The sequence below is a fragment of the Mumia sp. genome, assembly GCF_028803055.1.
Classification (GTDB): Bacteria; Actinomycetota; Actinomycetes; order Propionibacteriales; family Nocardioidaceae; genus Mumia.
The window spans coordinates 2782-16053 of record NZ_JARBCJ010000002.1 but is presented as its reverse complement, the minus strand read 5'-3'; the positions used below and the strand labels follow the sequence as shown (position 1 = coordinate 16053).

Sequence of the window (13272 nt, the reverse complement as noted above, 5' to 3'; positions counted from 1 at the left end):
ATCACGCCCGCGTCCGACATCCTGCACGAGCTGAGCAAGCACAAGGGCTTCGGCGTCACGACGTTCCAGGCCGAGGACGAGATCGCCGGGATCGGCGCCGCGCTCGGCGCCTCCTTCGGCGGCGCGCTCGGCGTCACGACCACGTCCGGCCCCGGCATCTCGCTCAAGTCCGAGACCATCGGCCTCGCGGTGATGCTCGAGCTCCCGCTGGTCATCGTCGACGTCCAGCGGGGCGGACCGTCGACCGGTCTGCCGACCAAGACCGAGCAGTCCGACCTGCTGCAGGCGATGTTCGGCCGCAACGGCGAGGCGCCGCTCCCGGTCATCGCGCCGCAGTCGGCAGCCGACTGCTTCGACGCCGCGCTCGAGGCCGCACGGATCGCCGTGACCTACCGCACGCCGGTGATGCTGCTGTCCGACGGCTACCTGGCCAACGGCTCCGAGCCGTGGATGATCCCCGACGTCGACACCCTCCCCCGGATCGAGCCGGCCTTCGCCACCGTGCCGCCCGAGGGCGAGGAGTTCCTGCCCTACGCCCGCGATCCCGAGACCCACGCCCCGTCGTGGGCGCCTCCGGGTGTCGCGGGTCTCGAGCACCGTGTCGGCGGCATCGAGAAGGCCGACGGCACCGGCAACATCTCCTACGACCCCGCCAACCACGACCGCATGGTGCGCAACCGTGCGGCCAAGGTGGCGCGCGTCGCCGACTCGATCCCGGACCTCGTCGTCGACGACCCGTCGGGCGAGGCGCGGGTCCTCGTCCTCGGCTGGGGCTCGACGTACGGGCCCATCGGCGCCGGCGTCCGCTCGGCGCGCGCTCAGGGCATCGACGTCGCCCACACCCACCTCCGCCACGTCAACCCGTTCCCGCGCAACCTCGGCGAGATCCTGCGCTCCTACGACCACGTGATCGTGCCCGAGATGAACCTCGGCCAGCTCGCGCTGCTCCTGCGCGCCGAGTTCCTGGTCGACGTCAGGGGCTACGACAAGGTGACCGGCATGCCGTTCGGCTCCGACGAGCTGGCGGAGGTCATCGCGCAGGCCGTCAAGAGCATCGACACCCACCGCCTGGAGAACCACCGATGAGCATCGACCTTCCCGCCCCGATCCTCGCCCGCGACGGACTCGCCGGGATGCCGGCTGCCGAGGCGCGGCAGACCGGCAAGGAGTTCACCTCCGACCAGGAGGTGCGCTGGTGCCCCGGCTGCGGCGACTACGCCGTGCTCAAGGCCGTCCAGGGCTTCCTCCCCGACCTCGGACTGAAGCGCGAGAACATCGTCTTCGTCTCCGGCATCGGCTGCTCGTCGCGCTTCCCGTACTACCTCGACACCTACGGCCTCCACTCGATCCACGGCCGGGCGCCCGCGATCGCCACCGGGCTGGCGACCGCCCGCTCCGACCTCTCGGTGTGGGTCGTCACCGGCGACGGCGACGCGCTGTCGATCGGAGGCAACCACCTCATCCACGCGCTGCGCCGCAACGTCAACATGACGATCCTGCTGTTCAACAACCGGATCTACGGCCTCACGAAGGGCCAGTACTCCCCGACGTCGGAGATCGGCAAGGTCACCAAGTCCACGCCGATGGGCTCCCTCGACAACCCGTTCAACCCGATCTCCCTGGCGCTCGGCGCGGAGGCGACGTTCGTGGCGCGGACGATCGACACCGACCGCAACCACCTGACGGGCGTGCTCCGCGAGGCCGCTGCGCACCGCGGTACGTCGCTGGTCGAGATCTACCAGAACTGCCCGATCTTCAACGACGGGGCGTTCGACACGATCAAGGACCCCGAGACGCGTGACCACGCGGTCATCCCCCTGGTCCACGGCCAGCCGGTCGTCTACGGTCCGAACGGTGAGCACGGGCTCGTCCGCGATCCCGCCACCGGCGTCATCTCGGCGGTCGAGGTCACCGACGCCAACCGTGACCAGCTGCTCGTCCACGACGCCCACGCCGACGACCCGACCCTCGCGTTCGCGATCAGCCGGCTCACCGACGGCGGCCACCTCGACCGGGCACCGGTCGGGATCTTCCGGCAGGTCGAGCGCGCAACCTACGACGACCGCGCCCGTCAGCAGCTGCAGACCGCGGTCGAGTCGTCGGGACCGGGTGACCTGCAGCAGCTGCTGACCGGCAACGACACCTGGACGATCGGAACGTAACCTGCCGGAGTGACGACGACGCAGCGCTCCGAGACCGCGGAAGGCCTCGCGTACGGAGTCGGTGCGTACCTCTTGTGGGGGGTCGTCCCGCTCTACTGGCCGCTGCTGGAGCCGGCATCGGCGCTGGAGGTGCTGGCGCACCGCGTCGTGTGGTCGCTGGTCACCGTCGGCGTCCTCCTCCTCGTCACGCGGCGCTGGTCGCAAGCGCTGGCGGTGACGCGCGACCCGCGCCGCATGGCGTACGTCGTCGCCGGCGCCGTCGTCGTCGCGATCAACTGGGGGACGTACATCTACGCGGTGAACTCCGACCACGTGGTGGAGGCGTCCCTCGGCTACTTCATCAACCCGCTGGTGACCATCGCCCTCGGTGTGGTCTTCCTCCGGGAGCGGCTGCGTCCGGTGCAGTGGTGCGCGCTCGCCCTCGCCCTCGCCGCCGTCGTCGAGCTCACCTGGGAGTACGGCCGGCTCCCCGTGATCGCCCTGACCCTCGCTCTGAGCTTCGGGGTGTACGGACTGATGAAGAAGCAGGCCGCGATCGGCGCGGTCGAGGGGCTCGCCCTGGAGACCTTCGCGCTGGCACCGGTCGCGGCGGCGTACCTCGGCTATCTCGCTGTGACGGGCGCTCTGGCCTTCGGCAGCCACGGTCTCGGGCACGCCCTCCTGCTCGCCTCGACCGGCCTGGTGACCGCCGTCCCGCTGCTGCTGTTCGGCGGCGCCGCCACGCGCCTCACCCTGACCGCGCTCGGCCTGCTGCAGTATCTCGCGCCGATCCTCCAGTTCGCCGTCGGAGTGTTCGTGTTCCACGAGGCCATGACGACGGGCCGGTGGGTCGGCTTCGCCCTGGTGTGGGCCGCGCTGGTCCTGATCACCGTCGAGGCCACGCGCCACCACCGCCGTACGCTGCGCGAGTCCGCGTCGAACCTGGTCTAGCCCGGCGCCGACGTGCCGCCGCTCAGCGGACCAGGTCGCTCGCTCGCGGCGTCGCCACCCGGGCACGGACGACGGAGCCCTCGGCGGTGCTCGTCGCCTCCACGCCGCGGCTCAGCGTCCGCACGATGTAGAGGCCGCGGCCGCGCTCGCGGCCGGCGGGCGGAGGCGTTCTGCCGTGCTCGTTCAGACGAGGGTCGCCCTGCCCGTCATCGGTCGTCTCGATCACGAGATCGCCGTCGACCATCTCCACCGACAGCACGGCGCGGGTGCGCGCCGCCGTGATCGCGTTGGCGAGGAGCTCGTCGGCGACGAGGAGCGCGTCCTCGCTGATCACGCCGTGTCCTCCCATCCACTCGCGCATCTCACGGCGGACGCGGCCGATCATCGACACGCCCTGCGGGCCGAGCTCCCAGCGGGCGCGACGCGGGAGCGCCGGCCTGGTCGCCCGGCGGACGACGAGGGCGAGGGCATCGTCGTGCCTCTCCGCCCCCTCGAGCGACCGGTCGACGAGCGCGTCGGAGAGCTCCTGCGCCGGAAGCCCGGCCACCTCGGAGGCGATGCGCTCGAGCTGCGCCATCCCGGCGATGATGTCGCGCCGCGCCTCGACCAGCCCGTCGGTGTAGAGGATGAGCGACTCCCCCTCCTCCAGGGTGGTGACCGCGACGCTGGTGCTGCCGACCCCTGGCCAGCCGATCGCTCCCCCGCTGCCGGCGACCTGCCGGACCGTTCCGTCCGGGGCGACGATGAACGCGGGCGGGTGTCCACCGGAGGCGACGCGGAGCTCGCCGGTGCTCGGGTCGAGGCGGGCGACGACGACCGTGGCGACCAGCTCCGAGTCCTGCGCGTCCAGCAGCTCGTCCGCACGGAGCACCAGGTCCTCCAGAGGAGTGCCCTCCACGGCGACGTAGCGGAGCGTGTGGATCACCGTGAGTGCGTCACGGGTGGCGGTCACACCGTGGCCGAGGACGTCGACGACGGCGACGTGGAGCTCGCCGGTCGGCAGCCGGCGCCAGTCGAAGAGGTCACCCCCGGTCGGCGCCGTGGGGTCGGAGGCGACATAGGCGACGGCGATGTCGACCCCGTCCATCCCGGGAGGCTCCGGGGCCACGGCCTGCTGCAGGTGGTCGACCACCAGACGCTGTGCCGCCTGCATCTCGACGAGATGGCTGAACTGCTCGCGGAGCTCGTGGAACTCCGTCGCCGGCGTGATGTCGCGGGCGACCACGACGAGACGCGGCGCGCCGGGGCTGTCCTCCGCCGGGGTGAAGGAGCACGCGAGCTGCTGCACGCGGCCGTCGGTCGCCGTGACCACCATCTCTCTCGGGAACTCGCTCAGACTGCGCCAGTTCACGAGGTCGACCGGCCGGCCGGCGGACGTCCGGGCCTGGAGGCGCTGGAGGGCGTCACGCCGTCCGACCGCCTCCGCGGCCGAGAGACCGGTGATCCGCTCGCACGCTGGGTTCCACGTGGCGATGACGCCGGCGGCGTCGAGGGTGAAGATGCCGTCGGAGGTGCTCTGGAGGATCTGCGCGACCGAGCGTTCGCTCTGGACGACCTTGGCGATCGCCCAGCCCCGCGTGAGCGTGTGTGCGGTCTGCCGGGCCAGCGTCACCATCATCGAGACCTGGTCGCGCTCGACCGCCCTTGTCGGGCGGAGCACGTCGAACAGCGCGATCACCCCGATGTCACGCGGGCCGATCTGCATGGGCGTGGACAGGCATGACCGCCGACCGGCCTCCCGGAGCAGCCGCGCCAGCGTCGAGTTGTCGCCGGCCGACACCTGCGTCAGCTCCCCCCGTCTGGCCAGGCGCCGCTCCAGAGGGCCGACCGGCACGTCGCTCTCGTACGACCCGTCGGCCCGTGACCGGAACGCGGCGGGTCTGCCGTCGTCATCGACCACCACGAGCGACACGGCGCGTGCGCCCATGCGCTCACGGACCTCGGCGAGGAAGGGCCGCAGCGCCGTCATGGGATCGACAGGCTCGGAGAGGATGCGGATCGTCTCGCTCAGGGTCTCGACGCGGGCCCGGTCGGCGTACGCCCCGGAGTAGAGCCTCGCCGCCGCGAAGATGAGAACCAGCGGAACCGGGATGAGCAGGACCCCGATGGGGCTTCCCGCGAGGGCGAACACGAACAGCAGACCGAACAACGTGTTGACGACGAGGTGCACGACCACCGCGACGGCGAGGAAGCCCGGCTTGCGGACGACGTAGGGCCAGCTGACCGGGTCGGTGATCGCCGCCTCGACCAGGACCCACAGGGTGTTCACCACGGTGACCACGGCGACGGCGAGGACGATCACGCCGACGACCCGCGGGGTGAGGTCGGCCTGGAGGCCGACGACGTCCGCGACCACGGTGCCCACGGCAGCACCGAGGGTCCATCGAGCCATCAGCGCGAAGGTGCGCAGGCGGGGGTATGCGCCGTTGAGCAGCCCCGGGACGTGGGCGAGGGCCACCGCGGCCGCGACCACGGTGACGTCGTACCCGTAGATCAGGGGGGTGATCGTCGAGGTCATCAGCGAGAGCCGCGCCGGGTTCGCCGGACCCCTGATCTCGAGCTGGAACTGCGCCGCGGCCGCGACGGCGACCACCAGGACGGGCAGACAGGCCCACGGGAGGTTCCGGACGGAGTCGTGCTCCAGTGTCCACCAGGCGTAGGCCAGCCCGCCGACGCACAGCCACGAGAGCACCACGAACGCCCACAGGCGTGCGTACGACCTCTGCTTGCTCACATCCGACCTCCGGGCGACCGCCTGGTGCCAGTATGCGCCGTCAGGGTGCCTCAGTCCGGGGGTCAGCCCAGCCGGGTGACGACGCGGTCGCAGACACCGAGCAGTGCGGTGCGCGCCTCGCTGTCGTCGAGCTGCAGGAGGAGGCCGCGTGCGGTGTCGGCCTCGCGGCGGACCAGGAGCCGTGCGTCGTCGAGAGCGGGGTTGGTCCGGAGCAGCCCCAGCGCCTCCTCGACCTCGGCGTCGTCGGCGAGCGGACGACTCAGGAGGTCGAGCAGCCGCGCGTCCTCGGGGCGTGCCGCCTGCTGCACGAGCAGGGTCGTCAGCGTCGGAACACCCTCGCGAAGGTCGGTGCCCGGCGTCTTGCCCGACTCGTCGGTCTCGCTCGCGATGTCGATCACGTCGTCGGCGAGCTGGAAGGCCGAGCCGATCCGCTCGCCGAACTCCGTCAGCGTCGACACGACGCCCGGGTCCGCACCGCTCATCATCGCGCCGAAGCGCGCGGCGGTGGCGATCAGCGAGCCGGTCTTGTCGGCGACCACGTCGAGGTAGTGCTGGAGCGGGTCCTCGTCGTTGCGCGGCCCGATCGTCTCGTGGATCTGGCCGTGAACCAGGCGCTGGAACGTCTCGGCCTGGATGCGCACGGCGTCGGTCCCGAGCCCGGCGACCACACGGGAGGCGACGGCGAAGAGGTAGTCGCCGGTGAGGATCGCGATCGAGTTGTCCCATCGGGCGTTGGCCGAGACCGCTCCGCGACGCAGCGACGCCTCGTCCATCACGTCGTCGTGGTAGAGCGTCGCCAGGTGGGTCAGCTCGATGACGACAGCCGACGGCACGACCTCGTCCGACTCGGGATCGTCGCCGAACTCGGCGGCGAGCAGGACGACGAGCGGCCGGAACCGCTTGCCGCCCGCAGCGAGCAGGTGGCTCGCCGTCTCCCCGATGAAGCCGTCGTCGTCGTGGACGGCAGCGCTCAGCTGCTTCTCGACCTCGTCCATCCGGACGCGGACGCGTTCTTCGAGCTCGGAGTCGGACTCGGCGATGCCCCAGGCGTGTGCCGCCACGGCTGCTGCTCCCTCGATCGTGCGATAGGTCAACGGACGAACGCCCCGGCCTGCTGCACGAGATCGAGCAGCGAACCGGGAAGTACCCCCAGCACGATTGTGACAGCCACCGCGATCCCTACGACCGACCAGGTCAGCGGGCTGGGCACGGCGACCGACGGGCCGTCCCCCTGCGGGGCCGCGAAGAAGAGCAGGACGACCACCCGGACGTAGAAGAACAGCGCGATGGCGGAGGCGACGACACCGACGACCACGAGCGGCCAGGCGCCACCCTCCCAGGCCGCCGCAAAGACGGTCCACTTGCCGATGAAGCCTCCCGTCAGAGGGATCCCGGCGAACGACAGCAAGAAGATCGTGAAGGCCACGGCCACCACCGGAGACTCCTTGCCGAGCCCAGCCCAGCGGCTGAGGTGGGTGGTCTCGCCACCAGCGTCGCGGACCAGCGTCACGACGGCGAACGCCCCGATCACGGCCGCTCCGTACGCGATCAGGTAGAAGAGCACCGCCGACACGCTCGTCACACCGTCACCGCTCACCATGCCCGCCATCGCGACGAGCAGGAAACCCGCGTGGGCGATCGAGGAGTAGGCCAGCATCCGCTTGACGTCGGTCTGGGCGATGGAGACGACGGCACCGAACAGCATCGTGACGATCGCGATCACCCACACGGTCGGAGCCCAGTCCCACCGGGCCCCGCCGAACGCCACGAAGAAGATCCGCAGCATCGCGATGAACGCCGCCGCCTTCGTGCCCGCCGCCATGAAGGCGGTGACCGGCGTCGGCGCGCCCTGATAGACGTCGGGCGTCCACGCGTGGAACGGCACGGCCGCGACCTTGAACAGCAGGCCGACCAGGATCAGCGCCATCCCGGCGAGGAGGATCGTCTGGCCCTCGATCCGGTTGGAGACGGCGGTGGAGATCTCGGCCAGGTCGAACGAGCCGGCATAGCCGTAGACGAGGGCGATGCCGTACAGGAAGAACGCCGAGGAGAACGCCCCCAGGAGGAAGTACTTCATCGCCGCCTCCTGGCTGAGCAGCCGGCGACGACGCGCCAGCCCGCACATCAGGTAGAGCGGGAGGCTCAGGACCTCCAGAGCGACGAACATGCCGAGGAGGTCGTTGGCCGAGGCGAAGAACATCATCCCGGCGAGCGCGAACATGGCGAGCGGGAAGACCTCGCTGTGCTCGATGCGCAACCGCGTCGCGCGGCGTTCGTCGACGCTGCCCGGCGGGGTCGCAGCCTGGCTCGTGAAGGCGCTCAGGCCGCCCTCCAGGCGGCGCTCGGCGAACAGCAGCACGCCGAGCAGACCGAAGAACAGGAGCATCGCCCAGGTGACGACGGCAGGCCCGTCGACGCTCAGCGCCCCCATCGCCGTCGGACCGCCCCGTGCCGTCACGTCACCCTCGACCGGCGCAAGGTCGGTCCCGACCCAGACGGTCGCGCCGAACGCGGCGACGACGCCGACGGCGGCGAGGCCCACCTGGCTGACGAAGCGGTAGGCACGCGGGACGAACGCCTCCACGAGGACACCCGCCACGGCGACGCCCAGCACGATGAGCAACGGCGAGATCGTGCCGTAGTCGATGTCGGGTGCGTCGATCGGCGACCGGGCACCCGGGAGGGCGGCCAGCATGCTCACGGCACTCACTTGGAGCTCCCCTCGGCGGTCGGGAAGGACGGGGTCTGCGGCTCGGGGTCACCGATCTGCACGTGGTCCAGCGTGTCGGAGACAGCCGGGTTGATCACGTCGAGGATCGGCTGCGGGAACAGGCCGAAGCCGATGAGCAGCACGACGACCGGCGCGATCGCGACGATCTCGCGCGGCACCATGTCGGTCACCCCGCGGTTGTCGTCGCGCAGCGGCCCCGTCATCGTCCGCTGGTACATCAGCAGGATGTAGAGCGCCGCGAGCACGATGCCCAGCGTCGCGAACACCGCGGCCGTCGGCGAGCGGGTGAACGTGCCCGCCAGCACGAGGAACTCCCCGACGAACGTCGCCAGGCCCGGCAGCGAGAGCGAGGCGAGACCGGCGATGAGGAACAGCCCGGCGGTGATCGGGGCGATCTTCTGCACCCCGCCGAAGTCGGAGATCCGTGCCGAGCCTCGCCGTTGGATGAGGAACCCGGCGATCAGGAACAGCGCCGCCGTGGAGAGCCCGTGGTTGAACATGTAGAACGTCGCGCCCGACGCCGACTGGGTGGTCAGCGCGAAGATGCCGAGCACGATGAACCCGAAGTGCGACACCGACGTGAACGCGATCAGCCTCATCAGGTGGTCCTGCCCGATCGCGAGCAAGGCTCCGTACAGGATGCTGACGACCGCCAGCGTGATCACGACAGGACTCGCCCACTCCGAGGCCTCGGGGAAGAGGCCGAGGCAGAAGCGGATCATGCCGAACGTGCCGAGCTTGTCGAGCACGCTCACCAGCAGCACCGAGGTGCCCGGGGTGGCCGCCGAGGCGGCGTCGGGCAGCCACGTGTGCAGCGGCACCATGGGCGCCTTCACCGCGAAGGCGATGAAGAAGCCCATGAAGAGCCACCTGCCCTCGACGGTGCCGATCGACAGGTCCTTCATGTCCGCCAGCAGGAACGACGGGTCGCCCTGGCTGTTGGAGAGGGCCCACATCCCGATCACCGAGGCGAGCATGAGCAGCCCGCCGGCGAGGGAGAACATCAGGAACTTCAGGGCGGCGTACGACCGCCGGGCGCCGCCGTAGCCACCGATCAGGAAGTAGGCAGGGACGAGCGCGGCCTCGAACAAGACGTAGAAGAGGAACACGTCGGTCGCGGCGAAGACACCGATGACCAGCCCTTCGAGCGCGAGCATGAGGGCGAAGAACGTCCCGACGCTCCACCGAGCCCCGTCGGCGTCGTTCCAGCCCGCGATGATGACGATCGGCACGAGGATCGTGGTCATCAGGATCAGCGTCAGGCCGATCCCGTCCACGCCGACCGCGTAGTGGACGCCCAGCGCGGCGATCCACTCGTGCTGCTCGGCCAGCTGGTAGCCGGCGCCGTCGAGGTCGTACTGCGACAGGACGCCGAGGGAGACGGCCAGGGAGACCAGGGAGACGACGAGCGCCGCCCACTTCGCCAGCTCGGGACGGCTGCGCGGGAGCGCCGCCACCACCGCCGCGCCGACGAGAGGGACGACCATCAGGATCGTCAGCCAGGGGAAGGACATGTCACTCACGCGAGGTTCACCGCCAGGAGGGCCAGGACGAGGACGAGGGCGCCGCCGAAGATCTCCGCGGCGTAGGTCCGGACGAAGCCGGTCTGGAGCCGGCGCAGACCACGCGCGCCGTCACCGACGAGCTCGGCGGTGCCGTTGACGGCACCGTCGATCCCGCTCCCGTCCACGTAGACGAGGGACCGGGTGAGGTACTGGCCGGGCCGCATGAAGAGCGCCTCGTTGACGGCGTCCCCGTAGAGGTCGGCACGGCCGGCGCGGGTGAAGACCGAGACCTTCTGCGGCGCCGTGTCGGGGATCGTGCGCCGGCCGAAGAGCACGTATGCCAGCGCGATGCCGGCCGCGACGACCAGCACGATGATCGCGGTGATCACGATCGGCGGGACCGGGAGCTCGTGGTGCTCCTCCCCCGTCACCGGAGCCAGCCAGTCGACGATCCAGCTCGAGAAGAGCAGCGCGCCGCCGCCGACCGAGAGGGCGGCGAGGACGATCAGCGGGACGGTCATGATCTTCGGCGACTCGTGCGGGTGCACCCCCTCGCGCCAGCGCTTCTCACCGAAGAACGTCATGATCATGACGCGCGTCATGTAGAACGCGGTCACGCCGGCGCCGACCAGGGCCGCCAGGCCTGCCCAGAAGTTGGTGGCGAACGCCGCCTCGATGACCTTGTCCTTGGAGAAGAACCCGGAGAACCCTGGGAAGCCGATGATCGCCAGGTAGCCCATCGCGAAGGTCACGAAGGTCACGGGCATCATCGTGCGCAGCGCGCCGTAGTGCCTCATGTCGACGTCGTCGTTCATGCCGTGCATGACCGACCCGGCTCCCAGGAACATGTTGGCCTTGAAGAAGCCGTGCGTGATCAGGTGGAAGATCGCGAACGCGTATCCGGCCGGGCCGAGGCCCGCTGCCAGCATCATGTAGCCGATCTGGCTCATCGTGGAGCCGGCCAGCGCCTTCTTGATGTCGTCCTTCGCGCAGCCGATCCACGCGCCGTACAGGAGCGTCACCGCGCCGACGACGACCACCGCCGTACGGGCGACCTCCGACAGGTCGTAGATCGCCGCCGACCGCACGACGAGGTAGACGCCCGCCGTGACCATGGTCGCGGCGTGGATGAGGGCCGAGACCGGGGTCGGGCCCTCCATCGCGTCGAGCAGCCAGCTCTGCAGCGGCACCTGGGCCGACTTGCCGCAGGCACCCAGCAGCAGCAGGAGGCCGAGCGCGGTCGCCACACCCTGGGAGGCGTTCGCGACGTTGAGGCCGACGTCGTGGATGTTGGTCGTGCCGAACTGCGCGAACATCAGCATGATGCCGAGCGCGAGCCCGAGGTCGCCGACACGGTTGACGACGAACGCCTTCTTGGCGGCGACGGCGGCCGAGCGCTTCTCCTGCCAGAAGCCGATCAGCAGGTACGAGGCGAGGCCGACGCCCTCCCAGCCCAGGAAGAGCACGAGGTAGTCGCCCGCGAGGACGAGCACGAGCATCGCCGCGATGAAGAGGTTGAGGAAACCGAAGAACCGGCGTTTGCGCGGGTCGTCGGCCATGTAGCCGATCGAGTAGACGTGGATCAAGGACCCGACGCCGGTGATCAGCAGGACGAAGAGCGCGGCCAGCTGGTCGTAGTAGACGCTCATCGTCACGTCGAACCCGCCGACCTGCATCCAGGTCCACAGGTCGTGCGTGATCGCCCGCTCGGCGACGTCCTGCCCGAGCAGCGCGATGAAGGCGACGAGACCGACGACGAACGAGGCGATCGCGGCCAGGGTGCCCAGCAGGTGGCCGAAGCGGTCGAGCGGACCGTGGTCGCCCGCACCGTCGCCGATGAGCAGGATCGCGGCGCTGACCGCCGGGATGGCGACCACCAGCCACAACCAGGAGAAAACGCCGTCGGCAGCGACCGGCACGACGTCCGCGTGCTCGCTCGCAGCCAGCACGACGGTGGACAAACTCGTCATTCCCGTCCCCTCAGAGCTTCAGCAGACTGGCGTCGTCGACCGAGGCCGAGCGACGGGTCCGGTAGATCGACACGATGATCGCGAGGCCGACGACGACCTCGGCCGCGGCGACCACCATCACGAAGAAGGCCGCGATCTGACCGTCGAGATTGCCGTTCGCCCGCGCGAACGTGACGAACGCGAGGTTGCACGCGTTGAGCATCAGCTCCACGCACATGAAGACGATGATCGCGTTGCGGCGGACCAGGACCCCGACGGCACCGATGGTGAACAGCAGGGCCGAGAGACCGATGAAGGGTTCGACGTTCACCGGTCGGTCACCTCGTCGTCAGCAGGTCGGTCGTCAGCAGGTCGGTCTTCGGCAGGTCGGTTGTCCGCAGGGTGCGCGGCGCCGTCCTTCGGTGCCCGCGGGCCGGTCACCGAGATCGGTGCCGACTCGATGACTCCGCGCTCGGGACCGTCGGACTCCAGCTTGCGGAGCGTGACCGCGACGTCGCCGGAGAAGGCGCCGTCACGCACGACACCACGGTCGCGCAGCGTCTTCGACGTCGACGACTCGGCCGGCGAGCCGTCGGGCAGGAGGGCCGGCACGTCGACGGCGTTGTGGCGGGCGTAGACACCGGGAGTGGGCAGGTTGCCGGGGTGCTCGCCGTGCTCGGCGTAGCGCTGCATCCGCTGGAGCGCCAGCTCGCGCTGCGTCGGCTTGGGCTCGAGCCGCTCACGGTGCGCGAGCACCATCGCGCCGAGCGCCGCGGTGATGAGCAGCGCGCTCGTCGCCTCGAACACGAACACGTACCGGTTGAAGAGCAGCCGGGCCAGCCCGTGCACGTTGCCGTCGGCGTTGGCGTCGCCGAGCCCGATCACGGGCCCGACGGTCGTCTGGGCGACGACGGTGACGACCAGGAACCCGAAGAGGATGCCCACCACGGCCGCGGCCAGCCGCTGCCCGGGGATCGTCTCGACCAGGGAGTCGGTCTTGTCGACGCCGACCAGCATCAGCACGAAGAGGAACAGCATCATGATCGCGCCGGTGTAGACGATGATCTGCACGACGAACAGGAACGGTGCGTCCTGCATCGCGTACATCATCGCGAGCGAGATCATCACGACCGCGAGGCACAGCGCCGAGTGCACCGCCTTGCGCGACAGCACGACGCCGAGTGCGGCCACCACCATGATCGGTGCCAGCAACCAGAAGGCGGTCACTTCTCGCCTCCCGATGAGGATCCGCCGGCCACCG

The 13272-nt window shown here is 70.3% G+C and carries 9 protein-coding genes and 1 pseudogene; 3 read left to right on the top strand and 7 right to left on the bottom strand.

Annotated features, from left to right (window positions below):
- From PV363_RS00410 to rarD, 3 genes and pseudogenes are all read left to right on the top strand, one after another.
- Positions 1–1086, top strand: a pseudogene (locus PV363_RS00410) (2-oxoglutarate ferredoxin oxidoreductase subunit alpha); the annotation flags it as partial.
- Positions 1083–2162, top strand: a complete 1080-nt coding sequence (locus tag PV363_RS00405; RefSeq protein WP_220342115.1) for a 2-oxoacid:ferredoxin oxidoreductase subunit beta — start codon at positions 1083–1085, stop codon at positions 2160–2162. The pseudogene PV363_RS00410 and the gene PV363_RS00405, both read left to right, overlap by 4 nt.
- A 9-nt stretch (positions 2163–2171) precedes the next feature.
- Complete coding sequence (gene rarD, locus PV363_RS00400) at positions 2172–3092, top strand: EamA family transporter RarD (RefSeq protein ID WP_301021452.1); 921 nt, start codon at positions 2172–2174, stop codon at positions 3090–3092.
- 22 nt (positions 3093–3114) lie between these two features.
- On the opposite strand, the gene PV363_RS00395 is transcribed toward rarD, so the two are convergent.
- The 7 genes from PV363_RS00395 to PV363_RS00365 form a co-directional block, all read right to left on the bottom strand.
- On the bottom strand, positions 3115–5826 hold the full coding sequence (locus PV363_RS00395) for a SpoIIE family protein phosphatase (protein ID WP_220345351.1): 2712 nt from the start codon (positions 5824–5826) through the stop codon (positions 3115–3117).
- A gap of 62 nt (positions 5827–5888) precedes the next feature.
- Complete coding sequence (locus tag PV363_RS00390; RefSeq protein ID WP_301021451.1) at positions 5889–6887, bottom strand: polyprenyl synthetase family protein; 999 nt, start codon at positions 6885–6887, stop codon at positions 5889–5891.
- A gap of 29 nt (positions 6888–6916) precedes the next feature.
- Positions 6917–8521 (bottom strand): NADH-quinone oxidoreductase subunit NuoN, encoded by a 1605-nt coding sequence (gene nuoN / locus PV363_RS00385; protein WP_301021468.1) that lies wholly within the window; start codon positions 8519–8521, stop codon positions 6917–6919.
- A gap of 11 nt (positions 8522–8532) precedes the next feature.
- The gene (locus tag PV363_RS00380; RefSeq protein ID WP_220342118.1) at positions 8533–10071 is read right to left on the bottom strand and encodes an NADH-quinone oxidoreductase subunit M; all 1539 of its coding nucleotides are present in this window, start codon (positions 10069–10071) and stop codon (positions 8533–8535) included.
- 5 nt (positions 10072–10076) lie between these two features.
- Positions 10077–12032 (bottom strand): NADH-quinone oxidoreductase subunit L, encoded by a 1956-nt coding sequence (gene nuoL, locus PV363_RS00375; protein WP_220342119.1) that lies wholly within the window; start codon positions 12030–12032, stop codon positions 10077–10079.
- Positions 12033–12042: 10 nt separating this feature from the next.
- Positions 12043–12342, bottom strand: a complete 300-nt coding sequence (gene nuoK, locus PV363_RS00370; protein WP_220342120.1) for an NADH-quinone oxidoreductase subunit NuoK — start codon at positions 12340–12342, stop codon at positions 12043–12045.
- Positions 12339–13208 (bottom strand): NADH-quinone oxidoreductase subunit J, encoded by an 870-nt coding sequence (locus PV363_RS00365; RefSeq protein WP_255559084.1) that lies wholly within the window; start codon positions 13206–13208, stop codon positions 12339–12341. Before PV363_RS00365 ends, nuoK begins: the two co-directional genes overlap by 4 nt.
- Positions 13209–13272 lie beyond the last annotated feature (64 nt).

Coding starts and splice junctions, on each gene's coding strand:
- PV363_RS00405 (WP_220342115.1), top strand. CDS start 1,083: ATGAGCATCGACCTTCCCGCCCCGATCCTCGCCCGCGACGGACTCGCC.
- nuoN (WP_301021468.1), bottom strand. CDS start 8,521: ATGCTGGCCGCCCTCCCGGGTGCCCGGTCGCCGATCGACGCACCCGAC.
- PV363_RS00380 (WP_220342118.1), bottom strand. CDS start 10,071: ATGTCCTTCCCCTGGCTGACGATCCTGATGGTCGTCCCTCTCGTCGGC.
- nuoL (WP_220342119.1), bottom strand. CDS start 12,032: ATGACGAGTTTGTCCACCGTCGTGCTGGCTGCGAGCGAGCACGCGGAC.
- PV363_RS00365 (WP_255559084.1), bottom strand. CDS start 13,208: ATGGTGGTGGCCGCACTCGGCGTCGTGCTGTCGCGCAAGGCGGTGCAC.